Here is a 26994-nt window from a genome sequence, read left to right as displayed (position 1 = left end):
GATCCACGCCGACCGGCCCCCGTGCGCAACGCGCGGTCGTATCGCGCTGGCAGAGCCGTTGTTGACCTGCTGCTGTGCTGCCCGTTTTGATCTCACTGGTCAACGCGAAGTTGTTCAGGGAGACATCAAGGGGTGCGCTGGGCATGGTCGGCAGGAGACCGCTGGGGCGGCGGTTCGGTTGGCTGTGGGCGGCGTACACGGTCAGCACACTCGGCACGTGGCTCGCGTTCGACGCGTTCCCCTTGATCGCGATCCTCGTTCTGCACGCCGGGACGACCGAGGTGTCGGTGCTGGCGGCTGTGGGGCCGGCGAACGGCACGGTGGTAGCGGTGCCACTCGGCCCGTGGGTGGAGTTCCGCCCCGAGCGGCCGGTGGTGGTCGCTGAACGCGGCGATTGACGACGCCGTCACCCGGTCAGCGCCAGCAGCCCCCGAGCCAGCTTCCTCGCCTCCAGGTCCGGGTGCGGGGTTCCGTCGCAAGGGAAGCCGGAGACGACGCGACGTGGGGAGGTGGAGATGTGCTCCACGGCGGGGCGGGCCGCCGCAGGGAGGAGTCGCATCGCCGTCAGCGCGCGCAGCGCGCCGAGATGCGGATCGTGCAGATCGCCGTGGCGGGCGAGCTGGTCCGCGATCACTGGCGCAGTGTCGTGCGTGCGGCCCGTGACCCGCCAGATCGCGGCAGCCGCGTCCGCTCGGCTCTCGCGGTCCGGCGCCTTCAGCCGTTCCTCCACCAGGGGCAGCAGCGCCGCCGCAGGTGGGCCGAGTTCACCCGCCACCCGGACGGCTGCCGCGCGTCGCGCCACCGCGTCCGGCAGCGCCCGCACGACGTCCACTACAGGCCCCGTGTCGCCCGTGACCCGTGCCAGTGCTATGGCTGCTGTCAGGTCGCCCGCCCCGGCCCGTACGCGCAGGGCTCGAGCCGCCGAGGGGCCCGCCGCCCGCCCCAGCGCTCCCAGGACCCCGGCCGAAGCAGGCAGGAGACGGACCAGTTCGTCCATGCAGCCGGCTGCGAGCACGGGGAAGTGCAGCAGTACGTCCAGCCACTCGGCACGCGGCCCGGCCGCGACCCGCCGTGCCACCGGTTCGGCCGCCGCGCCGAACACCTCCACCGCCGCGGGCACGACCGTGCCGGGCGCGATGAACGGGGTCAGCTGCAGTGTCGCCGTTTCCTCCGGTAGTTCGTCCATCAGGCGCAGGACGAGGCCGAGCGCACCGGGTACTCGCAGCCGCACCGCGGCATGCGTCGCTGCCACCCGTAGGGCAGGGTCCTCGGACCTCAGATGAGGGTCCAACCACGGAGCGGGCTCCCCGCCATCCAATGCGGCACCCACTCGCGCCACCTGGCACAGGTCCTCCGCGTCCTTGGCTGCCTCCGCGAGCCACGGCAGGACGTCTCCTTCGCGGTCGCGCCATGTCTCGGTGAGCTCCCAGGCCAACGGAAGACCCCGCTCCACAGCTCGCAGCGCCGCGTCGGGGTCGTCCATCAGCCGGTCCGTGAGCGGTCGGTAGGAGCCGGGCCACGGGTGGTGTGTCTCATCGGCAGGCGCCGCCTCCCGGGCGTCGAGCGCCGACTCCACCAGAGCGGCCGGCAGTGGCAGCGGGGCCGTGCGCAGCAGATCTGTCGCCGCGGCCCTGCGCACCAGCGGCTCCGGTGCGGACAGCAGCGCCCGGTTACGCGCCTGCCTGGTGTCCGGCGAGACGTCGAGCAGGCCGAGCGCCGTGACGAGATCCGCGCGTACCTCGGCATCGTCCTCCGTCTCCAACCGTGCCCGCAGCAGCGGGAGCAGCGGCAGGGACGCCTCTTCGCAGGCGGTGACGATCCATACCATCGTGCGCCGAACGTCCGGGTCCTCGTCCGCCGCCAGGCCCAGCAGAGCCGGAAGCGCTACGGCCACCGCCCGGCGCACCTGCTGGTACTCGCGGCCCGTTCCATCGGCCGCGCCGTGCAGCAGCCACAGCAGCGCCAGCCGGTCGCCTGGCCCGTCCACGGCGAGCTCGGCGACGAACGGCACGGCCGCGGCCGTTGCCGAGTAGATCGACCCCTGGTGGCAGAGGGAAGAGAACAACTCCTCCAACGCCTCGTCCCGAACCCCTGCGTCCACCGAGCCGGCCGCCCGCAGCAGGCCGGGCACGTCGTCCGCCGGCCCGTACGCGTGCTCCAGCTCCGCCCAGTCGATGTCGTCGATTCCGTCCAGCATGCGCGTGACCCTACGACACAGAGGTGGCCGCGGCAGCGGCCCCCTCCGGCTGGCCTTTCCCCTGGAGGAGGCATCTCCGACCGCCGCACCTCACCCGGAGATACGCGGCCTGTTTTCCATCACGTCGCGAGAAGCCACGCCAGCACCCTGGATCAGGAGACGCGCTTCAGCTGCCATGCGTTGTGGTTGAGGCTGGGGGTGGCCGAGTAGCGGCAGCTGCTGCTGTAGTACGAGCTGGTCTGGACCCAGCCCGCAGGCTGGTAGGTGGAGGCGCAGGCCTGGACCACAGTCCCGACGGGCAGCCCGGTGAGCTGCTTTATCTGCTTGATGTTCGGGCTGAAGTTCTGCGTGCCGCAGCTGCTGCTGTAGCCCCAGCTGACGTCGACGTAGCCGGTCGGAGTGAGCACGCTCGCGCAGGAGGTGGTGACGTCACCGGGGGCGGCGTGGGCGGGCGCGGTGGTCAGGGCGAACATCGCTGCGGCGCCGGCGAGGGTCATACCGATGGTGCGAAAGCGAGTCATGGGGTGATGGCTCCTTTGGATCGTGGACGGCCGGTCAGGCCGGGAAGCCATTCCTATGGCGTGCTGATCAGTTTCTGATAGCGACTTTCAAGCCGAAAGATCCGGCCGTAGGGGAGGAGCGGCCGGTGTAGGGAGAGGGTGCCGGTGATGCGGCCCCAGCGTTTGAGGAGTCGCTTCCTTCGCGGGCTGCTGATCGTCGGGCGGATGCCAGGGGGCGGCGTGGGCCGTTCATCCGCGGTCGCGCACGGCTACGAGCGCGCTGAGGAGTCCGGGGAAGGCTTCGTCGAACTCATCGCGGCGCAGTGCGTTCATGCGGGAGGTGCCGAGGTAGTACTGGCGGATGAGGCCGGCCTCACGCAGCACGTGGAAGTGGTGGGTGGCAGTGGACTTGCTGACCGGCAGCTCGATCGTGCCGCAGGCGAGATCCTGGCGGGCGGCGTACAGCTCGCTGACGATCCGGCGGCGTACCGGGTCGACCAGGGCCTCGAGCACCTGCTGAAGGCTGATCGTCTGGATGTCCGGGTGGGGCGGAACGCGTTCCCGCCCGCTGCGTCGTGGTGCTGCCATCGTGTGTTGACCTCCCGCGAGCATCATACGACGCGCATCAAAGTATGACACCCATCAAAGTTTGACATGCATCGTACCTTCCGCTTGAGTGAGGCCCGGCGGCGCGGCCTTCGCGCCGTCACCGATCAGGAGGGGGACGTGTGATGGCCAAGACGGTGCGGTTCCATGAGCATGGCGGGCCGGACGTGCTGCGGCTGGAGGACGTGGAGGTCGGCGAACCCGGCCCCGGTGAGGTGTTGATCCGTGTGGACGCGATCGGCCTCAACCGCGCCGAGGTGCTCTTCCGTAGCGGCAACTACATCGAGACGGCCAAGCAGTTCCCCGCCCGGCTCGGCGCCGAGGCCGCGGGAGTGGTCGAGGCCATCGGCACGCACGTGGCGGGGCTCAGGGTCGGTCAGCCGGTCAGCGTGGTGCCCGCGTTCTCGATGAACGACTACGGCGTCTACACCGAGCGCGCGATCGTCCCCGCCACCGCGCTGCTGCACCGCCCCGACGGACTCGACCCGGTCGCGGGCGCAGCGGTCTGGATGCCCTACCTGACGGCCTACGGGGCGCTGGTGGAGGTCGGCGGGATGCGTGCCGGGGACACGGTCGTGCTGACCGCTGCCTCCAGCAGCGTGGGACTGGCCGCGATCCAGATCGCCAACCGCGTCGGGGCCATCCCCGTCGCCACCACCCGCACCCCCGCCAAGAGGGATGCTCTGCTCCGAGCGGGGGCGGCCGAAGTGATCAGCACCGACGAGGAAGACGTCGTCGACCGTGTGCGCGAGCTGACCGGAGGGCGGGGCGCCGAGTTCGTCTTCGACGCCGTCGCCGGCCCCGGTGTGGTGGACCTGGCGAAGGTGGTCGCGCCCGGCGGCACGCTCTTTGTGTACGGGGCCCTGAGCGGCGAACCGACACCGTATCCGGGGTTCGAACTCGGCATGCCCGCGCTGAACATGCGCACCTACACCCTCTTCGAGGTCACCACCGACCCGGAACGGCTCCGCCGGGCCGAGGCGTTCGTCTCCTCCGGCCTGCGTACCGGCGCCTTCCGGCCCGCCGTGGACCGTACCTTCACCTTGGACGAGATCGTCGAAGCGCACCGCTACATGGAGTCGGGCGCCCAGGTGGGCAAGATCGTCGTCACCGTCGACCACTGACCGTCTCATCCGTCCCGCCGCCGGCCGCGTAGCCGCTCGTCTCGACGGTGTCGAGAATCGACCTCTTCGCGGCCACAGGGCCAGTACGCGGCCCCACCAGTCGGCCTGCCGGGCCGGTACTCGCCGCAAGAGAGGGGACACGGGCATGACTTGCGCAAGACCACCAGCCCGGCCGTCACCTCTGTACACCAGCGCGGCTGCTGACAACCCCCGCGGCACCCACCAACCCACCCGCACACCCAGCCGTCGGTACAAACGGCCAACGAACCCCTGACCGTCGGAGCCACAACCCGGCAATCTCCACTGAATGGGGGACTACCGCACCACACCGACCGACGCATGCCCCGCCGACCACGGCCCAGCACGCGACCGCGGACAACCCTTCGGCCGCCTCTGCGACCTCTGCTACAGCCGCCTGATCAACGAGACCGACAACCGACAGGCCATCGAGGAGGGTGCCACCGCTGCGCTACCGCACTGCCCTGACTGCGAACTCCGCCAAGACAGGTACAAGACCGGGTACGACCGCTACGTTCTCCTCGAGCCCGGATACGAACCACCAGCCCACACAGTGCCCGTCGGCCAACGCTGGATCGTCCGGGCAGACGGCCGGGCCGTCAACACCGGAGACACCGAACCACCCCTCGAAGCCGTCTGCCGAATCCCGCACCGACTCGTCTGCCCCTGCGGCCCACCACCCACCCACCCCACGCTCAAGGCCCTCTGGGACTACAACTCCGGACTCACCCCTTGCTTCAACCCGCCGGCAGCAGAAACCGGGTAAGGCCCCGCGACCCGACGACCGTTGACCGTGCAGACCCGGTGCTTGTGGATGTGGGAGGGCGGCCTTGATCGGAACGGCTTCGGCTCGTCCGGCTCGCTACGGCGTGTTGGTGAAGGACCGTCGGTAGGAGCGGGGCGGCACTCCCCGGCGGCGTACGAACTGTTCGCGCAGGACGGCCGCGCTTCCGTAGCCGACCCGGCGGGCGATCTCCTCGACCGGCAGGGCCGTGGTTTCCAGGAGCTCCTCGGCGCTGCTCAGGCGCAGGCCGCGGAGCCAGGCGTGCGGGGTGGTACCGGTGGCGGCGGCGAAGCGGCGGGCGAAGGAGCGTTTGCTCATCATGGCGCGCCGGGCGAGTTCCTCGACGGGAAGGGGTTCGTGGAGGTGCCGGCGGGCCCAGGCGAGCACCTCGGCAAGTCGCTCGTCCTGGCAGTCCTCGATGGCAGGGGCTGCCAGGTACTGGGCCTGCCCGCCGTCGCGGTGGGCAGGCAGCACCATGTCGCGGGCGACGGCGTTGGCCATCGCGGCTCCGTGCTCCCGCCTCAGCAGGTGCAGGCACAGATCGAAGCCCGCGGCGGCTCCCGCACCGGTGGTGATCCGCCCTTCGTCGATGTAGAGGGCGTCGGCTTCGACGGTGACGTCCGGGTGGCGGCGGGCCAGCAGTTCGGTGAACCGCCAGTGGGTGGTGGCGCGTCGGCCGTCGAGCAGCCCGGCGGCGGCGAGCGCGAACGTGCCGACGCAGTGGGCGGCGACCAGCGAACCGCGCTCGTGTGCGGCCGACAGCGCGTCGAGCACGGCGGGACCGGGCGGGGTGCGGAAACCCGCCCCTGGCAGGGCGATCGCCAGATCGGCGGCGGCCAGCCGGTCCAAGCCGTGCGCGATGGTGAGCGGCACGCCGAGGTCGGTGGGGACCGGCCCGGGCCGGTCGGTGCACAAGGCGAAGTCGAAGCCGGGCAGACCCTCCCCGTGCGCGCCGAACACCTCCGTGACGATGCCCACGGCGAGCATGCCGACACCAGGCGGGACGTACGCGGCGACGGTCACGAAAGGCGGCATGCGAGCAGTGTGGCACGAAACCTGCGATCAGTGGCACACGTGCCACTCGTGAACAGTCGGACGGCCCGGAAGGATAGGGGACATGACAGACGCACCGCTCGGCCGCAGCGCCGTGTACACGATCCTGACCACCGGCTACGTCGGCTCCACCGGCCCCGGGGTCGCCGCCACCGTCTCCTACATCGCCGACGGCGGCCGGCATGTGATCTTCGACCCGGGCATGGTGGCCAGCCGCGACCACATCCTCGGTCCGCTCGCGGAGTTGGGGCTCGGGCCCGACGACATCACCGACGTGGTACTCAGCCACCACCACCCGGACAACACCATGAACGTGGGCCTCTTCGGCCGGGCCCGGGTCCACGACCACAAGGTGGAGTACCTGGGCGACCAGTGGAAGAACCGGGACGCGGAAGGCTATGAACTCACCCCGTCCCTACGGCTGATCCGTACTCCCGGACACAGCCCCGAGGACATCACCCTGCTGGCCGGCACGGACACGGGCGTGGTCGCGTTCGCCGGCGACCTGTGGTGGCACTCCGACGGCCCGGCGGACGACCCCGTAGCCCCCGACCGCGAGGTACTGCGCGCCTCCCGGCTCCGTGTCCTGTCCGCCGCCGACCTCATCGTCCCCGGCCACGGCGGCCCCTTCAAGGCCGACGACACCGTGCCGCGCTAACTGACCTCTCCACGCCGGGGGGTGCGGAAATCCGTCCGATGAGAGCGGGTTTCCGCCCGGAGACGTGCACGGTCCTGACGGGAAGTCACCGCTTCCCTAGGCCCGGGTACCGGGGCCTCGGAGGTCCGCGTAGATGCGGGCTTTGCCCCCGGACTCGCCGGGCTCCCGCCGCACGGGCCCCACGCCAGAGGTGGCCCAACTCCGTTCCAGGGCGGACATCACCACGTGCGCGGTCGCTTCGTCGTGGGTGGTGACATCCAGGATCACCATGCCCGGTTCGGCGACTTGCCCGTCGTCGATACAAGTCATGACCGCCCAGACGCGCTTGTCGCCTGGGTGGTTCGCCGTCGGCAGGCGCACCACCCCCACGAGCGAACCCCGGCGCGGGCTTGCCCGGCTCTCCCCCGGAGGGACGCCTTGGCCGGCCCACGGGCCCGATCGCGCAGAGGAGTGGTTTCACGCCTCGGTAGCGGAGACCGCTGGTGCCCGGCGGTGTGGCGTGGTGGCTACCGGAAGCTCTCGCAACATACGGACGGGGGAGCAGAAGACGGGGAGGAAGGCGCCTGCCAGGCAGATCGCGCCCGACCAGACCGCCATACGTACGCCTGCCGCCTGGCCGACGAGACCACCGAGGGCGGAGCCGACGGCCAGAGCGCCGGTGAGCAGGAATCGGAAGGTTGCGTTCATGCGGCCGAGCAGCGGGTCGGGGGTCAAGTGCTGGCGCAGGGTGACGCCGAGGACGTTGTCGATGCCCGTCTTCGTCATGATCACGAGCCACCCGACGCCGGCCACCCACAGCCACGGCCCGTCGCCGATCAGCGCGACGGCAAGTGCGCCGGGTGCGAACCAGAGCCCGGCCAGCCCCAGGGCGCGGCCGTGACCGAGGCGGGCGGCGAAGCGGCGCGCGAGGCCGGCGCCGAGCAAGATGCCCACACCGCCGGCCGCCCAGTAGGCCCCGAGCGCCCCGGGGGACAGGTGCAGTTCGCGGGTGAACAACACCGGCAGCATGGCGTTGATCATCTGTGCGCCGAGGTTGGTGAGAGTCGCGGTGAGAGCCAGCGCGCGTAGTTCTCGGCTACCGAGGACGTGGCGTAGCCCTTCCGCGATCTCGACCCGCAGCCGCCGCCGGTCGGTCGCCACCACGGCAGGAGCGCGTCGTCGGACGATGCCCGTGAGGCCGACGGCGGAGACCAGGTAAGCGACGGCACCACCGAGAATCGCGAAGGGGGCGGTGAAGGACTGGACGAGGAAGCCACCCGCGCCGCGACCGGCGACGTTGGCGCCGGCCATCAGGCTCACGAGAGCGGTGTTCGCCTGCACCAGGCGCTCGCGGCCGACCAGTTCGGGCAGGACGCTCTGCGAGCCGACGTCGAAGAACACCGTGGCGCAGCCGTTCAGCAACACCACCGCGTACAACTGCGGCAGCGACAGCACACCAAACCACCAGGCGAGGGGAATCGAGGCGAACAGCACCGCACGGGCGGCGTCGGCGGCCACCAGTATCCCGCGACCGGGGAGGCGGTCCACCCAGGCGCCCGCCGGCAGGCCGATGACGAGGAAGGCAACGGTGGACAGCGCAGCCAGCGCACCGGCCTGGCCGGGACCCGCGTCGAGGGTGGTGACGGCGAACAGCGGGATCGCCACGTAGCCGACGTTGCTGCCGAGGTGGCTGAGGGCGCCCGCGGCGAAGAGCACACGGAAGTCGCGCAGCCGCCACGGGGAATGGGGTTCGGTCATGCGCGCTACCGTGCGCGACCGCCCACCGCTCCACCCAGTGATTTACCCTCAGCTAAATGATCGAGATCGAACTCGGCCTGGAGGACGTGGCCCGTACCCGCTTCGCGATCTCCCCGCTGTGGGAGGTGGTGGCCAGCGTCCGGGTGCTCAAGGGCGCGGACGAACACGGCCTGCATCGCACCTGGGCCGAACAGGTGCGCCCGCGGCTGGCGACGGCGGACCTCGACCTGAGGCCGCTGTTCGACCTTGTTCCGGTGCCGACACGCTCGCCCTGGGGCGGCCGCATTCCGGGGTTCATCTGCCCGCCGCCCACGACGCCCCTGCCGTCACTGGACGTGGAGCTGGCCACGGTACGGGCCACCCCGCCGGCGCTGCTGCACACGACGGCCGAGGTGCCGCCTGCGCGAATGGCGGCGTTGCGCGCCGACCCGGCGGCCGAGCTCGCGAGATTGGCCGCCGTGATGGAGGCATACTGGGAACTGGCTCTGGCACCGTACTGGTCGCGGATCCTCGCCCTGTTGGAAGGCGACATCCGCTACCGCGCCGGGCGTCTGGTCGAAGGTGGCGCGCAGCACCTGTTCGCAGACCTCGACCCACAGGTCACCTGGGCCGGAGGCACCCTGCACCTGGAGCATCGCTCCGCGCGCGGAGCGCGCCGGCTCGACGGCCGTGGCTTGCTGCTGGTGCCATCGGCCTTCGTGTGGCCGCGTGTGTTCTCCGTGCTCGACGAGCCGTGGCAGCCGTCCCTGCGCTACCCGCCGCGCGCCGTCGGCACGCTCTGGCACACACGAGCCGCAACCGGGTCCGATGCCCTGGCGGGAGTGATGGGCCGCTCCCGCGCGACCCTCCTGACCGAGCTGACCGTCCCCGCCTCGACCACTGACCTAGCCCGCCGCACCGGACTGACCCCCGGTGGCGTCTCCCAGCACCTGACGGCCCTGCGCACCGCTGGTCTGGTCAGCGCCCACCGTGCAGGCAGAGAGGTGCTGTACGCACGCACCCGGGCCGGGGAAACCGTCGTGGAAGCCGCAGGTGCAGAGCTGTCTACCGCACAAGCGTGACTCACGGACGTGCGTGCCATCAGTGCCCGGGGTCAGTCTGCAGTTCCGTCGTCCTCGGGGGAGCTGTTACGTCGGATCGGCTCCCGGCTCGGGGAGAGTATTCGCCTTTGTCCAGAAAGCTTCCTATCGGCCTGTCATCCGAAAATTCCCTACCTGCTCTGTTAGCTTGCGGTCCATCACTGCCCGATGCGCCTGCCCACTCCTCCGTACGGGCAGTGCGCTTGAAACACCCTCAGGTGCAGGGCCGTCGACCAAACCACACCACGCAGGACCGGCTGACCGCAGGCCGCCCTTCGCCAAGGGTGACGAGAGGTGGCGCCTGTCCTGCCCCCTCCTTCAAGCGTGTAGGCGTGCAAATGCGGCACTTGCTCCCACTCTCATCACCGGTCCGCAGTCGAACGAAGCCGTCCCTTGCAGACGGCCCCGCCGTACCCGGAGTCGCCGACAGGCTCTTCATCCATTACGACCGCACTGCCGTCTTCGGCCTCGTCCTCGATATCGAGGGAGTGCCACCGAGCATCGACGCCCTGAGGGAGCACCTCCGTCACCGCACCGGGCCCCTCGCGGCGCTGCATCTGTTGCCGCACCGTGCTTCCTCGGGCTGGCAACGCGTCGGCCGCCCTCTGGATCTGACCGTGCACGTCGTGCAAGGCCCCGACGATCGTTCCGGACGCACACGAGACGAGACGACCGACGAACTGATCCGCAAAGACCTGCCCCACCCACCCCACCCACCCTGGGACATGTGGCTGTTCACGAGCCAGGAACACCGCTCCTACCGCATCTGCTTCCGCATCGACCACGCTCTGTGCGACGGGGTCGGCGCCGCCCACTACCTCGCGGCCCTCCTGGCCGACCAGGAGCTCCCCGCTCCGCACCTGCACCGGCCCGCTCGGCCCACCCTGGCAGCGGCCTCCCGCTTCGCCCACAACTACCTCCGCCGCCCGCCGCGCGGCCGGGCGTGGCCCGACCTGTCCGCCGACTACCAAGGTGACGCCCGAATCGCGTACGTGGACGTACCGGATGACCGCCTGCTCGCCCTGGCCCGCGCATGGGGCGTGACAGTCAACGACGTGTACCTCACGGCCCTGGCCCGTGCCATGCCCGTCTGGCACAGCCGGGAGTTCCCCACATCCCCATTCCTCGGCCTGACGGCAGCAGTCCCCTTGTCGGTCCGGACCTCCCGGACCGAGGGGGCGCCCGGCAACCACGTGGTCTCCATGGACCTCGCCCTGCCCCGCTCACAGTCCGACCCGCGGCACTGCCTTGAGGCCGTTCTGAAGCAGACTCGTCGAGCCGCGCGAACCGGGTACCGCGACACAGCCCACTTCTTCATCGAGCGCCTGCTCGCCCCCTGGCTCACTCACCCGAACCCACGCCCCCGTCACGCGTTGACCGCCACTCACCTCAAGCTGCCGTCGCCCTGGACCGTTTTCGGCTCCTCTCTTACCGCAGCCGGCCTGTTCTGCGTTCCCACCGGGAAAATGCCCTGCTACGTATCGCTGACCAGGGCGGCTGCCATTGCCAGGCTCGGTGTGGTCCACGACCGGCGCACCCCCGGAGCAGCCAGGCTGCCCGAGCTGTGGAGGAATGCGTTGAGCGAACTGGAAAGCCAGGCGGACCGACTGGCTGGAGAGCCCGCGAGCCGACCCGGGCCGTCCGCCCCCGATACGCCGGACACCCTTGAACCGGACACCCTTAAGTAGGGTGGGGCGACAGCACACCGTGAACCGGAACAAGGAGTAGACGTGAGCGAGCCGGCGTCCATCGCCCTGCAGCAGGAGATAGCCCGGGAACTCCAGGTCGCCGAGACCTTCGAGGCCGAGCGGGAGGTCGAGCGCCGGGTGGCCTTCCTCGCCGAGCGGCTGATCTCCACCGGTCTGCGCTCCCTCGTGCTCGGCATCAGCGGCGGCGTCGACTCCACCACCACCGGCCGGCTGTGCCAGCTCGCCGTCGAGCGGGCCCGGGCCGCCGGGCACGAGGCGCGGTTCTACGCGATGCGGCTGCCCTACGGGGTCCAGGCCGACGAGCACGACGCCCAGCTCGCGCTCTCCTTCATCCGGGCCGACCACGTGCTGACCGTGGACATCAAGCCCGCGAGCGATGCCGCGCTCGAGGCCTCGCTGGCCGCCGACGTGAGCTTCCGCGACGCCCACCACCAGGACTTCGTGCACGGCAACATCAAGGCCCGGCAGCGCATGATCGCCCAGTACGCGGTGGCCGGCGCGCACGACGGCCTGGTCGTCGGCACCGACCACGCCGCCGAGGCGGTCTCCGGCTTCTTCACCAAGTTCGGCGACGGCGCCGCCGACCTGGTCCCGCTGACCGGCCTGACCAAGCGCCGGGTGCGCGCCGTCGCCGACGCTCTGGGCGCGCCCGCCGAGCTGGTGTGGAAGACCCCGACGGCCGACCTGGAGACCCTCGACCCGGGCAAGGCCGACGAGGACGCGCTCGGGGTCACCTACGACGACATCGACGACTTCCTGGAGGGCAAGCCGGTGGACGAGCGGGCCTTCGACACGATCGTCCGCCGCTACCGCCTCACCGACCACAAGCGCCAGCTGCCTGTCGCCCCCTAGAGGGCGGGCCCGGTAGGTGTCGCCGCAGCGACCCGCATGTGACCGAGCGCGCTGCCTGGCCGGAGTGGCCGGGCAGCGCGCTCGGTGGCGTGCGGGAGACAGGAAATCCGGGGCCGGGGGAGCGGGCCCCTCAGGAAGCCCCGCCGGACAGGGCGAAGCCGCGGTACCCGTCCCGGGCGGCGGTGTCGCACTCCGCCCGGTACCGGTCCGCCCCGCCCGTGTAGGCCAGGAACACGCGCGGCTTGCCCGGCACGTTCGCCCCCGTGTACCAGGAGGCGACGGACGGGTAGAGGGTCCGGGAGGCGAGGTCGGCGACGTGGGCGCACCAGTCCTCCTCGGCGTGCGGGGTGGCATCGATCTCGGTGAAGCCGTTCCCCCGCAGGTGGGCGATGCAGTCGGTGATCCACTCCACGTGCTGTTCGATGGACACCACCGCATTGCTGAGTACCGAAGGGCTGAGGGGCCCGATGACGGTGAAGAGGTTCGGGAAACCGGCCGAGAGCAGGCCCAGGTGGTTGCGGGGGCCGGTGGCCCACTTCTCCCGGAGGGTGGTGCCACCCTTGCCGACGATGTCCACGGCGACCTGGGATCCGGTCATGGCGTCGAAGCCGGTGGCGAAGACGATGACGTCGACGTCGTGCTCCCGGTCCGAGGTCCTGACACCCCGCGGTGTGATCTCCACGATCGGGGTTTTGGTGAGGTCCACGACCCTCACGTGCGGCTCGTTGTAGGTGGCGTAGTAGCCGGTGTCCAGGCAGGGACGCTTGGTGCCGAACGGGAAGGTGCGCGGTGAGAGCGTCTCGGCGGTCTCCGGATCGGTGACGATCGACCGGATCTTGGACCTGACGAACTCGGCGACGGTCTCATTGGCGGCCCGGTCGGCGAGGATGTCGGTGTACGTGCGCAGGAGGCCGCTGAGCAGGCCCGAGTCCCATCCTGCCTCAAAGGCGGCTGTGCGCTCCGCCTCGTCCACCTCCAGCGCCGACCGGGTCGGCAGCTCGAAGACGGTGCCTCCCCGGGACTGCCGCTGGGCGGCGCGGAACTCCGGGTAGCGGGCCTTGAACGCGACGGTCTCCGCCGCGGACAGCGGGCGATTCAGGGCCGGCAGTGCGTAGACGGGAGTGCGCTGGAAGACCGTGAGTGCGGCGGCCTGCTCGGCCAGGAGCGGAATGGCCTGGACGCCGGAGCACCCGGTGCCGATCACGGCGACCCGTCTGCCCGTGAGGTCGACGTCCTCGTGCGGCCAGTCCGCCGTGTGCAGGGCCCGGCCGGCGAAGGTGCCGGCCCCGGGTATGTCCGGTTCCTTGACGGCCGACATGCAGCCCGTGGCCAGCACGACGAACCGGGCGGTGACCGTCTCCCCGGTGTCGGTGGTGAGCTGCCAGATGTGAGCGCTTTCGTCGTACACCGCCCGGGTCACGCGGGTGTGCAGGGTGACGTCCTTGCGCAGGTCGAAGCGGTCGGCGACGTGATGGAGGTAGCAGAGGAGCTCCGGCTGCGTCGCGTACCGCTCGCTCCACTCCCACTCCTGGTCCAGTTCGGGCGAGAAGGAGAAGGAGTAAGCCGTGCTCTCGATGTCGCAGCGGGCACCGGGGTAGCGGTTCCGGTACCACGTTCCGCCGATGTCGTCGCATGCTTCGAAGACGCGGGTGCGCAGGCCCAGTTCGCGCAGTCGGTGCAGTTGGTAGAGGCCGGAGAAGCCGGCTCCGACGACGACGGCGTCGAGCTGCGGGGCGACGGGGGCGGACGGGGAAGAGGGCCGGGGGACAGTGGGCATGCCGTTCTCCTGACTGGTGTCTCGCGCCGGGTGGTACGGGCGGACGCGCGCCGGTGCCGGGGGCCTTCGGCGCGCGACGCCACGGGCCCCGTCCGGCGAGGCCGCCGGTACCGGTGACCGGCCCCTTTGCGCGCTTCCCGCAGGGGCATCTTGGTTCATGCCCTGCCTTCTGGGAAGACCCGGAGGCGGCGCCCGGCGCCGTCGCCGCGCCGCACGGCCGTCGGCACCGGTCCCGCGTCCGCCGCGGATGCAGCAGCTCTCCCCGACCTGTTGCGGCAGCAGTTGTTCACCTCGCGGGAAGGCGGCCGCTATCGGCCGCAGCCGATGCTCACGAGAACGTGAGGCACCGCCCGGGCGTCGTGGCCCGGACACGGGCGAGGAAATCGGAACGCGCGATGTACGAGGGCTGCCCAGAGCCATTTGCTGAAACGGCAACAAGATTCGATGCGCCCGCGCCGTTCCCCGCATGATCGGGTCACTGATCGTGACGCATGGCAGACCGAGAGTCCTGGAGGACCCATGTCGCAGCAGGCCACGGCCCTCACTCACCGGCTGGTCCCCTCTCCGGCAGGCCGGATCCACGTGGTGGAGCAGGGCACCGGGCCGCTGGTGTTGCTCGTGCACGGCTTCCCGGAGTCGTGGTACTCCTGGCGCCACCAACTGCCGGTGCTGGCCGCGGCCGGGTACCGCGCGGTCGCCATCGATGTCCGCGGCTACGGCCGTTCCTCCAAGCCCGGTGACCTGGACGCGTACCGGATGCTGGAGCTGGTGGAGGACAACGCCGCGGTGGTGCACGCCTTGGGCGAACAGTCAGCAGTCGTCGTCGGCCACGACTGGGGGGCGGCCATCGCCGCCAACTCCGCTCTGTCCAGGCCGGATGTCTTCCGCGCAGTGGGACTGCTCAGCGTGCCCTACGCCCCGCGCGGCGGACCCAGGCCCAGCCGGATCTTCGCGCAGATGGCCGGGGACGAAGAGTTCTACGTCTCCTACTTCCAGCAGCCCGGCCGGGCTGAGGCCGAGATCGAGCCCGACGTGCGCGGCTGGCTCGCGGGTTTCTACGCCGCCCTGTCCGCCGACACCATGCCCGCACCAGGCGGACCCAGCACGCACTTCGTCAGCCGAGGCGGGACGCTGCGCGACCGATTCCCCGCCGGCCGGCGGCCCGCGTGGCTCAGTGAGAACGACCTGGACGTCTACGCCGGGGAGTTCGAGCGGGCCGGCATGAGCGGGCCACTCAACCGCTACCGGAACATGGACCGGGACTGGGAAGACCTCGCCGACTTCGACGGCGCACCCATTGTCCAGCCCTCCCTGTTCATCGGCGGCAGCCTGGACGTCTCCACGACCTGGATGGCCGACGCGATCAAGGCATACCCCACCACGCTGCCCGGCCTGGTCTCCGCCCACGTCCTCGACGGCTGCGGCCACTGGATCCAGCAGGAACGCCCTCACGAGATCAACCGACTCCTGACCGACTGGCTCGCCTCCCTCCCCCTTTGAGGCCTCCTGGCAGCCGGGAGCGGAGTCCGGGAGCAGCCGTGAGGCGCTCAGTCACCGTTCGTGTGACTGAGCGCCCCTTGGCTGTGGTCGCTCTTCCGTGATGACTACGGCTGGAGCCCGAGGTCGCTACAGACGGAGAGCTTGTCCCACGCTGTCCGCGAGGGCCTCGGTCAGGTGCCGACGTAGGCCGAGAGGTGCTCGCCGGTGAGGGTGGAGCGGGCGGCGACGAGGTCGGCGGGTGTGCCCTCGAAGACGATCCGGCCGCCGTCGTGGCCGGCGCCCGGGCCGAGGTCGATGATCCAGTCGGCGTGTGCCATGACCGCCTGGTGGTGCTCGATCACGATGACCGACTTGCCCGAGTCGACCAGCCGGTCGAGCAGGCCGAGCAGCTGCGCGACGTCGGCGAGGTGGAGGCCGGTGGTCGGCTCGTCGAGGACGTAGATGCCGCCCTTCTCGGCCATGTGGGTGGCCAGCTTGAGCCGCTGCCGCTCGCCGCCGGACAGCGTGGTGAGCGGCTGGCCGAGGCTGAGGTAGCCGAGCCCGACGTCGGCGAGCCGGCCGAGGACGCGCTGCGCGGCCGGCGTGTGCGCCTCGCCGGCGCCGAAGAACTCCTCGGCCTCGGTCACCGACATCGCGAGCACCTCACTGATGTCGCGGCCGCCGAGATGGTATTCGAGCACCGATGCCAGGTACCGCTTGCCCTCGCACTCCTCGCAGGTACTGGCGACGCCGGCCATCATCGCCAGGTCGGTGTAGATGACGCCCGCGCCGTTGCAGGTGGGGCAGGCACCCTCGGAGTTGGCGCTGAACAGCGCCGGCTTCACGCCGTTGGCCTTCGCGAACGCCTTGCGGATCGGGTCGAGCAGTCCGGTGTACGTCGCCGGGTTGCTCCGTCGCGAGCCGCGGATCGCGCCCTGGTCGACCGACACCACACCCGCCCCTGCGGGGATCGACCCGTGCACGAGCGAGCTTTTGCCGGAGCCGGCGACGCCGGTGACGACGGCAAGCACCCCGAGCGGAATGTCGACGTCGACCTTGCGCAGGTTGTTCGCCGTCGCGCCGCGGATCTCCAGCGTGCCGGTAGACGTCCGCACCGTCTCCTTCAGGGCGGCCCGGTCGTCGAAATGGCGGCCGGTGACGGTGCCACCGGACCGCAGCCCCTCGACGGTGCCCTCGAAGCAGACCGTGCCGCCCCCGGTACCGGCTCCGGGGCCGAGGTCGACGACATGGTCGGCGATCGCGATCGTCTCCGGCTTGTGCTCCACGACGAGTACCGTGTTGCCCTTGTCCCGCAACCGCAGCAGCAGGTCGTTCATCCGCTCGATGTCATGAGGGTGGAGACCGGCGGTCGGCTCGTCGAAGACGTAGGTGACGTCGGTGAGCGGGGAGCCGAGGTGGCGGATCATTTTGACGCGCTGCGCCTCGCCGCCCGAGAGCGTGCCCGACGACCGGTTCAGCGAGAGGTAGCCAAGACCGATCTCCTCGAACGAGTCGAGGGTGTGCTGCAGCGCGGTGAGCAGCGGTGCCACCGACGGCTCGTCGAGGCCCCGAACCCATGCGGCCAGGTCGCTGATCTGCATCGCGCAGGCGTCGGCGATGCTGATCCGCTTGATCTTCGACGACCGGGCCCCCTCGCTGAGCCGGGTGCCGTCGCACTCGGGGCAGGTGGCGAAGGTGACCGCCCGATCCACGAACGCCCGGATGTGCGGCTGCAGCGCCTCCTTGTCCTTGGACAGGAACGACTTCTGGATCTTGGGGATCAGCCCCTCGTAGGTGAGGTTCACCCCCTCGACCTTCACCTTGGTCGGCTCCCGGTAGAGGAAGTCCTGCATCTCCTTCTTGGTGTACTTGCGGATCGGCTTGTTCGGGTCGAGAAGGCCCGACTCGGCGTAGACGCGCACGGTCCAGAAGCTGTCCGACTTCCAGCCGGGGATGGTGAACGCGCCCTCGGCCAGCGACTTGGAGTCGTCGTAGAGCTGGGTGAGGTCGATGTCGGAGACCGCGCCCCGGCCTTCGCAGCGCGGACACATGCCGCCGGTGCGGTTGAAGGTCGCCTTCACCGCCTTCTTGGCACCGCGCTCCACGGTGATCGCACCGCTCGCCCGGACCGAGGGGACGTTGAAGGCGTACGCGCCGGGCGGGCCGATGTGCGGTTTGCCGAGCCGGCTGAAAAGGATGCGCAGCATCGCGTTGGCATCGGTGACGGTGCCGACCGTGGAGCGGGGGTCGGCGCCCATCCGCTGCTGGCCGACGATGATCGCGGTCGTCAGCCCTTCGAGTACGTCGACTTCCGGCCGCGCCAGCGTCGGCATGAAGCCCTGCACGAAGGCGCTGTACGTCTCGTTGATCAGCCGCTGCGACTCCGCGGCGATCGTGTCGAACACCAGCGAGCTCTTGCCCGAGCCGGAGATCCCGGTGAACACCGTCAGCCGGCGCTTCGGGATCTCGACGCTGACGTCCTTGAGATTGTTCACGCGCGCGCCGTGGACGCGGATCAGATCGTGGCTGTCGGCACCATGCAACGCAGGCGACTGCGTGTCTGTCCTCTTGGCCCTACTCATCGTGCCTCCATCTGTTAGCGGGGCCGCCCACGCGCTCTCCGTCGACGTCGCCTGGCTCGATCTAACCAGCTTCGAACAGTTACGTCTGCTTCTCCTTCGTCGGCGTGGCAACGGTCTGTTGTCCACCTGATCGGCGGTGCCGGCCGGAGTGGTGCGATGCCCGTCCGGCTGACGCCGACCGGGGTTGCGCTCGGCCCAAGGACCAAACGTCCAGGCCGCTTCGGGGCTGTATGCGAGGGCCTCCGGACCGGCTGGAGAGCGGATGCGTTCAGGCCGTCTCGTCGTACCGGGTGCGAGCCTCGTCGACTTCGTCGAAGTGCTTCTCTGCCCACTCCTTCACAGCGGTCAGCAGGCAGCACAGATTCCGCCCCAGGGCCGTGAGCTCGTAGTCCACGCGCACCGGCACGGACGCCGTCACCGTGCGCGCCACGAGGCCGTCCCGTTCCAGGGAGCGCAGGGTCTGGGTGAGCATCTTCTGGCTGACGCCCGGGATCTTGCGACCGAGGTCGCTGTAGCGCATGGGGCTCTGCTCGCCCAGTGCGCTGACGATCAGACTGACCCACTTGTCGCTGATGCGGGCGAGCAGTTGGTTGGTCGGGCACTCCTTCATGAAGGCGTCGTACGCCTCACGTGCCTCGTTGCGTTGCTGGGCCGCGGTTCTGGTTGCCATGGCTCACCTCCAGGTCCCCTACGCACTCCGAGGTGCGTACTTACCAAAAGAGAGTAGCAGCCTCTAGGTTTGTTCCAGCGGGAAGGGAAGTGAAGTCCTTCCCCTCAGACTCCCTTGAAAAGAGAGGCAGTTCCATGCGCGCTGCGGTAGTCACGTCCTTCGGCGGTCCCGAGCAGGTCGAGATCATCGAGACCGCACTTCCCGAGCCGGGCGTCGGCCAGGTGAGGATCAGGGTGGCGGCGGCCACGCTCAACCCTGTCGACGGGGCGGTGCGGGCTGGTGTGTTCGGCGGTGAGGGGCGTCCGCTCGGTCTCGGCTGGGATGTCGCCGGGACCGTCGACGCGGTCGGCCCGGGAGCTGGTTTCGCCGTGGGCGACGAGGTCGTGGGGCTCGCCTACGGGCCCCACAAGGAGCTCGGCACCCATGCCGACCATGCCGTACTCGATGCGACCGCGGTGGCGGCGGCGCCGAGGTCCGTCGACGCCGTCCACGCCGCGACGCTGCCGCTCAACGCGCTCACCGCCGCACAGGGCCTTGATCTGCTCGCCCTCTCGCCGGGGCAGACACTGCTGATCACGGGCGCGGCCGGCGCGGTCGGCGGCTTCGCGATTCAACTCGCCCACCAGCAGGGCCTGATCGTCACGGCCCTCGCGGGCGCGGACGACGAGGAACTCGTACGTTCTCTCGGCGCGGATCATTTCGTGCCGCGCTCGGGGCCGGCGGCACCCTCGGGGTTCGACGGCGTGCTGGACGCGGCGGTGCTCGGAGAGGCGGCACTCGCCCTTGTACGCGACGGCGGATCCTACGCGGGCGTGATCCCCGGTGCGCAGCCTGCGTCCGTAAGGTCCGTCCGCACCGCGGCCGTCGAGGTGAGCCCGGACGGGGCGCGCCTCGCCACTCTGTCCGCGCTCGTCGACGAGGGCGCGCTGACCTTGCGCGTCGCCGAGACGCACCCGCTGGCGGAGGCGGCCAAGGCGCACGCACGGCTGGCGGAGGGTGGCGTACGGGGGCGCATCGTCCTGGTGCCGTAGGTGTGCCGCCTCGGCCTGGGAAGGGCAGCTGAGACACCCGGCGGGGTGGGCCGGTAGCAGGCAGTATCAGGGGACGGCACGGACGAGGACGAGGGATCCGTGCAGACTGGGCTGCTGCCGGAGGGCTCCGTAGCGTTCGTCCCAGAGCCCGGTGTCGAGGTCGTGGCGGAGCCGGTCGATGTACTGCTCCTGCACGACTGGTTCCACGAAGCTCCAGGCCGAACACGCTTGGCGCGCACCGGGGTCCAGCAGTCGTTCAGGACGCGCGTAATACGCCTCGTTGAAGCCGTCGGGGCAGTCGGCAGGGATCGCGACGCGCTCCACCGTCGCCCGTCCGCCCAGAGCATCGGTGATGTCGCTCAGAGCGGGGTAGCGCCTGGCCTCGGTGTCCAGGACCAGCGGCGCGTACGCGTACAGCCAGAAATCCCGCACCAGATCCGGATCGCAGGTCAGAACGATCACCGGGCCGCGCGCCACGCGCCGCATCTCCTTCAACGTCGAAGGCCCGCAAACAGCCGTAGTTCATTCATCCGCAGACGGACGGGGCGGCATGCCGGCATCGTGTCAGCGCGTAGCCGGTCGTTTTCAGGGCCGAGTCCGCCCCGTCGCCCTTCATGTCTGCCCCATCGCGGTGATCAATAGAGTTTCGGGCATGGCCATACGAGACGAACTACTCATCGATTTGATCAACCGTACCGAGATGGAAGGCGGTGGTCCGCGCATCACGATCGTGGCGGAGGGAGTGGTGATCACTGGTCGCCTCGCGGCGCACCGGCACTGGGCGACGCAGATCGCCGACCGGCTCGGCGATGCCACTCTGCCCGACGAACGCTTCGCCGAGGACTTCGTACGGGAGGCGGCGGAGCCCCTGGCGTATCCGCCGGAATTCCTCCACTTGCAGGGCTGCCAGCTGATCTCCGGCGCCAGCAGCCTTCCCACCGCACTGGGCGAGTTCTTCCGGGTGCCGCTGTCCGGGGTGAGCGCATGGAGTGTGCGCTGACCCGCAGCAGGCGGGCCGCCTCGTCCAGACCGGCCTTGATCGGCCACCTGGCCTAACCGGTCGAGCGGGCCCCGCACCCTGGCGACGTTCTCACGCCCGATGGTGCACTCGTCCGTTCCCGGATGCCGGTCCAGCTCGATGTCGCCATCCCCGAGTCGGCTTCTGTGCCCGCAGGAACGCCTGTGCCCGACGGCCCTTCCTCTCCCGGTCATCGACCGGGAGAGGAAGGATGATGTCACCGCCCATCCCCTCACTGTCCGGGGGATGCCGCGTCATCCCGTGGCGGCTTTTGGGCTACTCGGGAAGGACCCCGTCCGCGGAACGGTCACGCGTGAGGAAACGCGAACGGAAGCGTTACGGGTTGAAGATCACGCTGGAGAACGCCAGGTTCCGCGCCGCGTGCTGACCCGGCGCCAGGCGCGTCGCCGCGCCCTTGCACTTCTTGCTCGAGTACACGACAAGCGCCTTCTTGGTCTCGTTGTGAGGAGCCCGGGCCCCTTGTCCCATGTCGAGGCACTTGTGGTCCGGGGGGTTCTGGACCGAGTAGATCTTTCCCTTGGGTCCCTCCCAGATGAAATGGCCACCTGCGGCAACCGCCGAGGTGGTGGCCAGTGAAGCGGAGAGCGCAAGCCCCCCGAGGGTGGCGACTCCGACGCGGAACAGACGCATTACGGCTCCTTGAGGTGACGAGAAAATGGGCTGTCGATACGGACAACGACGTTCCCCGCCGAACGAAACTCAGCCGAACGGTATGCGTTGCCCCGTCGGATCGGGCTGCCTCGTCCCCGGCCCAGGACCAGAATCATGCTCCAAGCTGCGAGCTTTCCCTGCCCGGTGCTCCGGCTACCCGCTTCGCGCCGGCCCACCGATCGGCCCCGCTTTTTCGCCGTTGTGGTGTGACGGAGCACTTCATATGACAGGCTTCGTCAACCGGAGCACTCAAGGGCAGGCGGGCTCTCGTGCCTGTACGGGAGGACGGTCGTCCTACGCCGGTAGTACGCGATGGCTGCCACCGCCAAAAGCGGTGCCCAGGCGAGCAGAGGGGCGTAACAGGCAACGAGGAGCGCCTCCTGGGCCGCCGAGTCGGTGATGCTGCCCGCCGCCAGGTTCGAAGACTGCAGGTAACCGACCCAGCCGCACAGGCCGAACAGCGCGACCGCACCCAGCAGTGCCGGGATCGCGGCGGCGAGTGGGCGCACTGTACGGCCGCCGAGCAGCGGAATCCAGCGCGGCACGACCTCGCCCCACCGCTGCACCAGGCTGAGTGTCAGCAGGGCAAGCACCTCGGAGACGACGGTCAGCGAGAGGACGTACACCACACCCCAGCCGGTCCGGACGGGCTCTCCGGCTACCGGGAGCCCGGCGACCAGGGCGATCCGCCACAAGCCCGACGGCAGAGTGACCAGCGGTACGGCGTAGGCGGCGAGGGCGGCCCAGCGCGGCACACCAGGCAGTGCGTTTACTCTCAGCATGTGATCCATGATCGTCACGGGGGCACCGCCGCACCTCGGCCTGAGGGCCCGTCCCCCCTCCGCCGAATGGGGGAGGAGGGGGAGGGTTTCCCGGGACACCGGCTACAGAGCAGCGGCCGCAGCCCCCGCCGTCCGTCGCCGGTCGAGCTTCTCCGCGACACGGTCGCGGAGAAGCTCGTACTCCTCACGGAGCCGACGCCACTCGGTCACCGGCGGACGGAGGATGACGATGCCCCCGGTGACGATCTCTTCGGTCCCGAACTGCTCTCGGGTGAGGTCGATCTCAACTCCCATGCCCAAGCGGTTCCACCAGTGGTAGTCCGTACGCTTGCCGTTGACATGGACTTCTCCGCGGATCAGGTCACCGCCCAGAAGGTCGTTGAGGACCATGGCGGTCACACCGCACTGGTCCCGGGCCGGGTTGTCCGGGCTCCAGCGCGACCGGAATTCCGGGGTGCACGTGTCGGCGCTCCAACTGTTGCGGACGGCGTGCTCGATGTCGGCAAGTAGCAAAGTTGTCATGGCAGCATCCTTGCCGGGGCCACTGACAATCGCCGCCGAGTCGCCTCCGGGAAGTGGCCGTTCGCCGGCCGCGATGAGCCGACATGACGCGAGCAAGCTGGCGACGCAGGGGAGCCGATCCTGGAGTCGTCGGGAGCGGGGACGGTGGCATCGAGCCGGAGTGGAGTTCACGCCGGGCCGACCGGGACCGCTGGCACCAGGGCATCGAGTCCCAGGCCTCGCGGCAGGCACTGAAGGTGCTCAGGCGGGCCCAGGGGGTGTACGCCCCTCCGTGGGCAAGCCCTCGTACACCGCATTCGACGGAACCGCATCATCGAGGAACAGCAGTTGACCCCGTACTCCCTGGCGTTCTACGTGGACGTCGTCACCACCGGCACCGTGCTCGGCTTGCGCCCGACGGACTCTCCCGACCGCGTCACCGAGGTCCTGGGGTCGAACTTCGGCGGGAACGTCTTCGGCGACTGCACTATGTGCCGTGACTACGGCCTGGCCGAGTTCTTCTGGGACCGCGCGTCCGCCGACCACCCCTGGTCGGGTCACCACTTCACCTTGCAGGTGCACAGACTCGCCCACCGGGGCCGTACTCTCGCGCTTACCAACGACACGCTTCGCGTCCGGTACGGGCGATTCACCCCCAGACTGCGGTTCGCGAAGCTGCAGCGCCTGCTGGAGCACCGCGGCATCCCCCTGCTGGAGATCCCGGACCCGGCGAACGCACCGTACTACCGGACGTTCTGGCAGCCCGATTCCCAGGTGGCAGTCTCCGTCATCGGCACCCACGGCGAGTACAGCACACCGGACGATCTGCGGGTCGGTGACGTGTACAGCATCCAGGCCCCGGTGACCGCTGACGAAGTGGAGTGGCGTAGGGCGCGGGTCGGGTAGCCACTCTCGCGGGGTTCGGTGACGGCCGCCGGTCCAGCACCCGCCTGGGGCGCTCCTTCGGATCAGGCCGGTGGCGCCCGCAGCGTCTGATACCGCGTCGCAAGGCAGGCTCTGGAGCGGCCCCGGATGGAGTCGCGACACCTACGTCCGAGATGGTCATGAACGTACGGAGAGAGATAGGGATGTCGGGCGAGGTACAGGAGTTTCTCTGCTGGCGTGGTCCGGCCTCGGTGAATGTATTCGTCGTCGGCGCCGGCAACACACCGCTCCCGGAAGAGTCATTCCGCCTCGCCGGGCTCGTTCCCGACGCCGAGCTGCCGTTTCCGTTGACGGATCTGCCGGAGGCCATCGAGCGACTCGGTCTGGTGTCGTATGACCTCGACTTCGATGACACCTCGCTCGACTTGCGCGCGTACACGCGAGCGGCCCTCCGGCGGGTCTGTGAGGGCACTTGGGCTGTGGCCTGGGCGGCGTCCGAGGGGTCGTTCCACTACGACGAGCTCCTCACCGACGAGGTGGCCCGTCAGGTCTACGGCTACTGCGTGAGTGGCACCGAGCCGGTTGTCGAGTGGGACACGGCCACTTTGCGAAGCGAGGAGTGGAAACACCGAATCGCCGGGGTCCGCACGGCCTTGGACGCACTGCTGTCCGCCCCGGAGGAACTGAACAGTTAGGCCGCCTCTTTGAGGCCAACGGATGCCGAGTCCGGCCGGGTAGGTTCGCTGCTGCTCAGGCCGCTTCGCCGGGTTGCCTGGGGGAGTGCTCCACCACGCCGGCCAGGTTGCCGAGCATGCGGCGGTGGCGCAGTTGCACTACGGCGTCGAGAGCGGTGTTGTGAAGTCGCGCGCCTGTTCCGCGCAGGGGATGTTCGTCCATGATGAGGAGGCTGTGACGGTCCCACGGCTGGATCTGGATGGCGATCCTGGCGGTTCCCAGCGGGCCGCTGTCCACTTCGAGTTCGAGTGTGTGAGGCGGTTCGCAGCGGCGTACGTAAGTGTGGCCGGAGGCTGTCCACGGGCCGAGCCGGATGGTGTATTCGATGGCGGAGCCGAGCTCAGGCCAGGTGCCCTGAGCGGGGGCTGACCTGGCGGTTCCGACGACCCATTCGCCGTAGCGGGAACCATCGGCAAGGACAGCCCAGACCGCCTCCGGGCTCCGCTCGATCAATTGGTGCCGTACCGCCATGGGACCTCCGGCATCGAGGTGAACCGGGCTTCGTCGCCCAAGCGTCTCCAGCCTAGATCCGTTGGCGATTCCCGGCCTGCTGAGCCATGAGCATCATCGCGGTGAAAGTCCCGGCGAGCTGGGCGGCTCATGTCGGGTGGTGGAACAACAGGGCCGCCCTGGCATCCGGTCCCCCCGCCGTGAACAGATGACGGCCTTCAGGGGTGCGTTGTCAGTGGTGGGGTCGTGCCGCAGTATTCCGCGAGGAATACGTACGCGGCGGCGTCCGTCTCGCCCGCCCAGTCGGTGTTGAAGTTGTACACCAGACCGTGCTGTCCGTCCCGCGTGGTGTAGGCGATGCTCTGTGAGCCGGGCAGAAATCCTGTGTGACCCCAGAGTTCCGTGCCGCAGGGCAGGGTGAGGCGGAAGATGCCCAGGCCGGCTTCTTGCCCCCAAGGGAAATTCGGTGACGGGACCGTGGTGGTCATCTCCTTGAGCTGGGCCCGGGGGAGCAGCTTCCCGCCCAGGAGCGCGGTGAAGAAGCGGTTGAGGTCGGAGGTGCTGGAGATGAGCTCGCCCGCGGACCAGGCCCAGGAAGGGTTGAACTCGGTGATGTCGTGCACCCGGTGTTCCGGGTCGTTGGAGAAGACGGTGTACATCCGTCCGCTGGGCGCCGGGATCCTGGGGTAGGTGCCGGGGAGGGTGCTCGCGTGCAGTCCGAGTGGTGTGAAGATCCGCCGCTTGGCCTCGGAGGCATAGGTGTGTCCTGTGGCCCGCTCGATGACCATCGCGGCGAGGGTGAAGGCCGTGGTGCTGTAGCTCCAGCCGGCTCCCGGCTCGAAGTTCGGCCGGTGCTTCATGGCGAGGGCTACCAGCTGCTCGGGGGTCCAGGTGTCGTAGCGGTGGGCCAGGAAGTCCGTTCCGAGCAAGTGCAGGCCGGGGTCCTCGGTGTAGTCGTAGACGCCGCTGGTGTGGTTGAGGAGCCTACGGAGGGTGATCTTGCTCCCGTCGTGGCCGTGGCCGCGGACCACGCCCGGCAGCCACTTCTCCACGGTGTCGTCGATGCTGAGCCTGCCCTCGGCTTCCAGCTGGAGGACGACGGTGGCGATGAGTGTCTTGGAGATGCTGCCGGCCCGGAAGCGGTCCGGGGGCAGGGGCGGGCGCCGTGTGGTGAGGTCGGAGACCCCGCTGGATCCGTACCAGGTGCCGTGCGTGTCATGGGCCTGTCCGAACGCCCCGGGAACGCCGCCCTTGACGGCGGAGTCCAGGGCGGCCTGGGTCAGTCCGTGACCTGTGGCCGGAGCGGCGGGCGCACCGTCCGCCTTTGCGGGCGCCGTCAGCCCGATCGCTGCCGCCATCGTGGCTGCCACGACCACCGCGGCGAGTCTGGTCCGTACAGTGAGCATCACCATGATGACCTTCCCTTTCACCGGGGAAAGCCATGTTTCCCGGCAGAAGACGCGCTCCGGCGCGATACTCGCGAATCGACACGCCTGTATCGCAGCCGCCCGGCGCACCCGTGAACGGTGCGTGCGCCCCAGAACTCCCGCGCCCTGACCGAACGCCTGGTGGAACGGCTGGAACATGCTTGGTGTCTGTTTTCGGCCCCTTCGTGGTGGCGGCCTCATGAGTTCGGGGGAGGGGGCTGGCCCCACGGCGTCTCCAGTGCCGCCCGCAAGGCGTCGACCGCCTCTCGGCTGATCCGCTCGGCGAGCTGATCTTCCAGCCGTTCGAGGATGGCGCCGGCCTGGCGGTGCGCGCGTTCCCCTTCCACGGTGCGCCGGATCAGCCGCTGCCGGGCGGAGGCGGGGTCGGGAACCTGCTCGAGAAATCCGGCGGCGACGAGGCCGTGCACGGCCTGGTGCGCGGTCTGCCGGGTGACGCCCATACGCCGGGCGAGCTCGGACACGGTGGTGCCGTGATCGTCCAGTACGGCGAAAAGCTGCGCCTGTGTCGGGGAGACCGGTGTGGCTCCGGCTGCCTCCAGGGATGCCAGCAGCCCTTCTTCGAACCAACGCCGGGCGTCAGTGAACAGCTGGGGGAGGTTGCGGCGGGTGGACTGCATGGATCCCTCACGGTCGGCTTGCCTGTCAGC

The 26994-nt window shown here is 69.8% G+C and carries 27 protein-coding genes and 1 pseudogene; 12 read left to right on the top strand and 16 right to left on the bottom strand.

The window, feature by feature from the left end:
- Positions 1-143: 143 nt before the first annotated feature.
- A pseudogene (locus FHS38_RS19840) lies at positions 144-383 on the top strand (MFS transporter); the annotation flags it as partial.
- 23 nt (positions 384-406) lie between these two features.
- Here the strand turns inward: FHS38_RS19840 and FHS38_RS19835 are convergent.
- The 3 genes from FHS38_RS19835 to FHS38_RS19825 all read right to left on the bottom strand — a co-directional run bounded on the left by FHS38_RS19835 (position 407) and on the right by FHS38_RS19825 (position 3285).
- Positions 407-2197, bottom strand: a complete 1791-nt coding sequence (locus tag FHS38_RS19835; protein ID WP_184735219.1) for a HEAT repeat domain-containing protein — start codon at positions 2195-2197, stop codon at positions 407-409.
- A gap of 152 nt (positions 2198-2349) precedes the next feature.
- Positions 2350-2718 (bottom strand): hypothetical protein, encoded by a 369-nt coding sequence (locus FHS38_RS19830; protein ID WP_184735217.1) that lies wholly within the window; start codon positions 2716-2718, stop codon positions 2350-2352.
- Between the two features lie 228 nt (positions 2719-2946).
- Complete coding sequence (locus FHS38_RS19825; protein ID WP_184735215.1) at positions 2947-3285, bottom strand: ArsR/SmtB family transcription factor; 339 nt, start codon at positions 3283-3285, stop codon at positions 2947-2949.
- A gap of 143 nt (positions 3286-3428) precedes the next feature.
- Here FHS38_RS19825 and FHS38_RS19820 point away from each other — a divergent pair, with 143 nt between their 5' ends.
- Complete coding sequence (locus FHS38_RS19820) at positions 3429-4427, top strand: zinc-dependent alcohol dehydrogenase family protein (protein WP_184735213.1); 999 nt, start codon at positions 3429-3431, stop codon at positions 4425-4427.
- 307 nt (positions 4428-4734) lie between these two features.
- A complete protein-coding gene (locus tag FHS38_RS19815) occupies positions 4735-5211 on the top strand; it encodes a DUF6083 domain-containing protein (protein WP_184735212.1) in 477 nt (158 codons plus the stop codon).
- Between the two features lie 96 nt (positions 5212-5307).
- On the opposite strand, the gene FHS38_RS19810 is transcribed toward FHS38_RS19815, so the two are convergent.
- Positions 5308-6264, bottom strand: coding sequence for a GlxA family transcriptional regulator (locus FHS38_RS19810; protein WP_184735210.1), 957 nt, complete (start codon positions 6262-6264; stop codon positions 5308-5310).
- 82 nt (positions 6265-6346) lie between these two features.
- On the opposite strand from FHS38_RS19810, the gene FHS38_RS19805 reads away from it, so the two are divergent.
- Positions 6347-6940 carry an MBL fold metallo-hydrolase gene (locus tag FHS38_RS19805; protein ID WP_184735208.1) on the top strand — a complete coding sequence of 198 codons (594 nt, stop codon included), beginning with the start codon at positions 6347-6349 and terminating at the stop codon, positions 6938-6940.
- Between the two features lie 96 nt (positions 6941-7036).
- Here the strand turns inward: FHS38_RS19805 and FHS38_RS19800 are convergent, their stop codons facing one another.
- Together FHS38_RS19800 and FHS38_RS19795 are read right to left on the bottom strand one after the other, a co-directional pair.
- Positions 7037-7309 carry a DUF6207 family protein gene (locus FHS38_RS19800; RefSeq protein ID WP_229822652.1) on the bottom strand — a complete coding sequence of 91 codons (273 nt, stop codon included), beginning with the start codon at positions 7307-7309 and terminating at the stop codon, positions 7037-7039.
- An 87-nt stretch (positions 7310-7396) separates the two neighbouring features.
- Positions 7397-8677 (bottom strand): MFS transporter, encoded by a 1281-nt coding sequence (locus FHS38_RS19795; protein ID WP_184735206.1) that lies wholly within the window; start codon positions 8675-8677, stop codon positions 7397-7399.
- 56 nt (positions 8678-8733) lie between these two features.
- On the opposite strand from FHS38_RS19795, the gene FHS38_RS19790 reads away from it, so the two are divergent.
- From FHS38_RS19790 to nadE, 3 genes are all read left to right on the top strand, one after another.
- On the top strand, positions 8734-9738 hold the full coding sequence (locus tag FHS38_RS19790) for an ArsR/SmtB family transcription factor (protein ID WP_184735204.1): 1005 nt from the start codon (positions 8734-8736) through the stop codon (positions 9736-9738).
- Positions 9739-10094: 356 nt separating this feature from the next.
- Complete coding sequence (locus FHS38_RS19785) at positions 10095-11444, top strand: wax ester/triacylglycerol synthase domain-containing protein (protein WP_229822653.1); 1350 nt, start codon at positions 10095-10097, stop codon at positions 11442-11444.
- Positions 11445-11486: 42 nt separating this feature from the next.
- Entirely contained in the window at positions 11487-12317 is an 831-nt protein-coding gene (nadE, locus tag FHS38_RS19780) for an NAD(+) synthase (protein ID WP_308433558.1), read from the top strand.
- A 130-nt stretch (positions 12318-12447) separates the two neighbouring features.
- Here nadE and FHS38_RS19775 read toward each other — a convergent pair whose 3' ends face one another.
- Positions 12448-14094 carry a flavin-containing monooxygenase gene (locus FHS38_RS19775; RefSeq protein WP_184735200.1) on the bottom strand — a complete coding sequence of 549 codons (1647 nt, stop codon included), beginning with the start codon at positions 14092-14094 and terminating at the stop codon, positions 12448-12450.
- Between the two features lie 519 nt (positions 14095-14613).
- Between FHS38_RS19775 and FHS38_RS19770 the strand changes: the two genes are divergently transcribed.
- Positions 14614-15594 (top strand): alpha/beta fold hydrolase, encoded by a 981-nt coding sequence (locus tag FHS38_RS19770; protein WP_184735198.1) that lies wholly within the window; start codon positions 14614-14616, stop codon positions 15592-15594.
- A gap of 170 nt (positions 15595-15764) precedes the next feature.
- Here the strand turns inward: FHS38_RS19770 and FHS38_RS19765 are convergent, their stop codons facing one another.
- Together FHS38_RS19765 and FHS38_RS19760 are read right to left on the bottom strand one after the other, a co-directional pair.
- Positions 15765-18155, bottom strand: coding sequence for an ATP-binding cassette domain-containing protein (locus tag FHS38_RS19765; protein ID WP_184735196.1), 2391 nt, complete (start codon positions 18153-18155; stop codon positions 15765-15767).
- 268 nt (positions 18156-18423) lie between these two features.
- Entirely contained in the window at positions 18424-18825 is a 402-nt protein-coding gene (locus FHS38_RS19760) for a winged helix-turn-helix transcriptional regulator (protein WP_184735194.1), read from the bottom strand.
- Positions 18826-18959: 134 nt separating this feature from the next.
- Here FHS38_RS19760 and FHS38_RS19755 point away from each other — a divergent pair, with 134 nt between their 5' ends.
- Complete coding sequence (locus FHS38_RS19755; RefSeq protein WP_184735192.1) at positions 18960-19856, top strand: NADP-dependent oxidoreductase; 897 nt, start codon at positions 18960-18962, stop codon at positions 19854-19856.
- 66 nt (positions 19857-19922) lie between these two features.
- Here the strand turns inward: FHS38_RS19755 and FHS38_RS19750 are convergent, their stop codons facing one another.
- Positions 19923-20333, bottom strand: coding sequence for a hypothetical protein (locus FHS38_RS19750; protein ID WP_184735190.1), 411 nt, complete (start codon positions 20331-20333; stop codon positions 19923-19925).
- 175 nt (positions 20334-20508) lie between these two features.
- Here FHS38_RS19750 and FHS38_RS19745 point away from each other — a divergent pair, with 175 nt between their 5' ends.
- Positions 20509-20856 carry a GvpU-like protein gene (locus tag FHS38_RS19745; protein WP_184735188.1) on the top strand — a complete coding sequence of 116 codons (348 nt, stop codon included), beginning with the start codon at positions 20509-20511 and terminating at the stop codon, positions 20854-20856.
- Between the two features lie 354 nt (positions 20857-21210).
- Here the strand turns inward: FHS38_RS19745 and FHS38_RS19740 are convergent, their stop codons facing one another.
- The 3 genes from FHS38_RS19740 to FHS38_RS19730 form a co-directional block, all read right to left on the bottom strand.
- Positions 21211-21525, bottom strand: a complete 315-nt coding sequence (locus FHS38_RS19740; protein WP_184735186.1) for a hypothetical protein — start codon at positions 21523-21525, stop codon at positions 21211-21213.
- A 257-nt stretch (positions 21526-21782) separates the two neighbouring features.
- Positions 21783-22328, bottom strand: coding sequence for a hypothetical protein (locus tag FHS38_RS19735; protein WP_184735184.1), 546 nt, complete (start codon positions 22326-22328; stop codon positions 21783-21785).
- Positions 22329-22430: 102 nt separating this feature from the next.
- Positions 22431-22850 (bottom strand): YunG family protein, encoded by a 420-nt coding sequence (locus tag FHS38_RS19730; protein ID WP_184735183.1) that lies wholly within the window; start codon positions 22848-22850, stop codon positions 22431-22433.
- A 327-nt stretch (positions 22851-23177) separates the two neighbouring features.
- On the opposite strand from FHS38_RS19730, the gene FHS38_RS19725 reads away from it, so the two are divergent.
- On the top strand, positions 23178-23735 hold the full coding sequence (locus tag FHS38_RS19725; RefSeq protein ID WP_184735181.1) for a hypothetical protein: 558 nt from the start codon (positions 23178-23180) through the stop codon (positions 23733-23735).
- 182 nt (positions 23736-23917) lie between these two features.
- Positions 23918-24409 carry a hypothetical protein gene (locus tag FHS38_RS19720; RefSeq protein ID WP_184735179.1) on the top strand — a complete coding sequence of 164 codons (492 nt, stop codon included), beginning with the start codon at positions 23918-23920 and terminating at the stop codon, positions 24407-24409.
- Positions 24410-24464: 55 nt separating this feature from the next.
- Here the strand turns inward: FHS38_RS19720 and FHS38_RS19715 are convergent, their stop codons facing one another.
- The 3 genes from FHS38_RS19715 to FHS38_RS19705 form a co-directional block, all read right to left on the bottom strand.
- Entirely contained in the window at positions 24465-24920 is a 456-nt protein-coding gene (locus FHS38_RS19715; protein ID WP_184735177.1) for an SRPBCC family protein, read from the bottom strand.
- A gap of 197 nt (positions 24921-25117) precedes the next feature.
- Positions 25118-26311 carry a serine hydrolase domain-containing protein gene (locus FHS38_RS19710; RefSeq protein WP_229822655.1) on the bottom strand — a complete coding sequence of 398 codons (1194 nt, stop codon included), beginning with the start codon at positions 26309-26311 and terminating at the stop codon, positions 25118-25120.
- Positions 26312-26523: 212 nt separating this feature from the next.
- Entirely contained in the window at positions 26524-26964 is a 441-nt protein-coding gene (locus FHS38_RS19705) for a MarR family winged helix-turn-helix transcriptional regulator (RefSeq protein ID WP_184735175.1), read from the bottom strand.
- Positions 26965-26994: the final 30 nt, after the last annotated feature.

Source organism: Streptomyces netropsis, from assembly GCF_014203545.1.
Taxonomy (GTDB): domain Bacteria; phylum Actinomycetota; class Actinomycetes; order Streptomycetales; family Streptomycetaceae; genus Streptomyces; species Streptomyces netropsis.
The sequence above is the reverse complement of the archived record's forward strand: the minus strand, read 5'-3'. Positions and strand labels throughout refer to the sequence as shown.

What these genes read in the sequence shown, in the direction of transcription:
- FHS38_RS19835 (WP_184735219.1), bottom strand. Translation starts at nt 2,197, where the DNA reads ATGCTGGACGGAATCGACGACATCGACTGGGCGGAGCTGGAGCACGCG.
- FHS38_RS19830 (WP_184735217.1), bottom strand. Translation starts at nt 2,718, where the DNA reads ATGACTCGCTTTCGCACCATCGGTATGACCCTCGCCGGCGCCGCAGCG.
- FHS38_RS19825 (WP_184735215.1), bottom strand. Translation starts at nt 3,285, where the DNA reads ATGGCAGCACCACGACGCAGCGGGCGGGAACGCGTTCCGCCCCACCCG.
- FHS38_RS19820 (WP_184735213.1), top strand. Translation starts at nt 3,429, where the DNA reads ATGGCCAAGACGGTGCGGTTCCATGAGCATGGCGGGCCGGACGTGCTG.
- FHS38_RS19815 (WP_184735212.1), top strand. Translation starts at nt 4,735, where the DNA reads ATGGGGGACTACCGCACCACACCGACCGACGCATGCCCCGCCGACCAC.
- FHS38_RS19810 (WP_184735210.1), bottom strand. Translation starts at nt 6,264, where the DNA reads ATGCCGCCTTTCGTGACCGTCGCCGCGTACGTCCCGCCTGGTGTCGGC.
- FHS38_RS19805 (WP_184735208.1), top strand. Translation starts at nt 6,347, where the DNA reads ATGACAGACGCACCGCTCGGCCGCAGCGCCGTGTACACGATCCTGACC.
- FHS38_RS19795 (WP_184735206.1), bottom strand. Translation starts at nt 8,677, where the DNA reads ATGACCGAACCCCATTCCCCGTGGCGGCTGCGCGACTTCCGTGTGCTC.
- FHS38_RS19790 (WP_184735204.1), top strand. Translation starts at nt 8,734, where the DNA reads ATGATCGAGATCGAACTCGGCCTGGAGGACGTGGCCCGTACCCGCTTC.
- FHS38_RS19785 (WP_229822653.1), top strand. Translation starts at nt 10,095, where the DNA reads ATGCGGCACTTGCTCCCACTCTCATCACCGGTCCGCAGTCGAACGAAG.
- FHS38_RS19775 (WP_184735200.1), bottom strand. Translation starts at nt 14,094, where the DNA reads ATGCCCACTGTCCCCCGGCCCTCTTCCCCGTCCGCCCCCGTCGCCCCG.
- FHS38_RS19770 (WP_184735198.1), top strand. Translation starts at nt 14,614, where the DNA reads ATGTCGCAGCAGGCCACGGCCCTCACTCACCGGCTGGTCCCCTCTCCG.
- FHS38_RS19765 (WP_184735196.1), bottom strand. Translation starts at nt 18,155, where the DNA reads ATGAGTAGGGCCAAGAGGACAGACACGCAGTCGCCTGCGTTGCATGGT.
- FHS38_RS19760 (WP_184735194.1), bottom strand. Translation starts at nt 18,825, where the DNA reads ATGGCAACCAGAACCGCGGCCCAGCAACGCAACGAGGCACGTGAGGCG.
- FHS38_RS19755 (WP_184735192.1), top strand. Translation starts at nt 18,960, where the DNA reads ATGCGCGCTGCGGTAGTCACGTCCTTCGGCGGTCCCGAGCAGGTCGAG.
- FHS38_RS19745 (WP_184735188.1), top strand. Translation starts at nt 20,509, where the DNA reads ATGGCCATACGAGACGAACTACTCATCGATTTGATCAACCGTACCGAG.
- FHS38_RS19740 (WP_184735186.1), bottom strand. Translation starts at nt 21,525, where the DNA reads ATGCGTCTGTTCCGCGTCGGAGTCGCCACCCTCGGGGGGCTTGCGCTC.
- FHS38_RS19735 (WP_184735184.1), bottom strand. Translation starts at nt 22,328, where the DNA reads ATGCTGAGAGTAAACGCACTGCCTGGTGTGCCGCGCTGGGCCGCCCTC.
- FHS38_RS19730 (WP_184735183.1), bottom strand. Translation starts at nt 22,850, where the DNA reads ATGACAACTTTGCTACTTGCCGACATCGAGCACGCCGTCCGCAACAGT.
- FHS38_RS19720 (WP_184735179.1), top strand. Translation starts at nt 23,918, where the DNA reads ATGTCGGGCGAGGTACAGGAGTTTCTCTGCTGGCGTGGTCCGGCCTCG.
- FHS38_RS19715 (WP_184735177.1), bottom strand. Translation starts at nt 24,920, where the DNA reads ATGGCGGTACGGCACCAATTGATCGAGCGGAGCCCGGAGGCGGTCTGG.
- FHS38_RS19710 (WP_229822655.1), bottom strand. Translation starts at nt 26,311, where the DNA reads ATGGTGATGCTCACTGTACGGACCAGACTCGCCGCGGTGGTCGTGGCA.
- FHS38_RS19705 (WP_184735175.1), bottom strand. Translation starts at nt 26,964, where the DNA reads ATGCAGTCCACCCGCCGCAACCTCCCCCAGCTGTTCACTGACGCCCGG.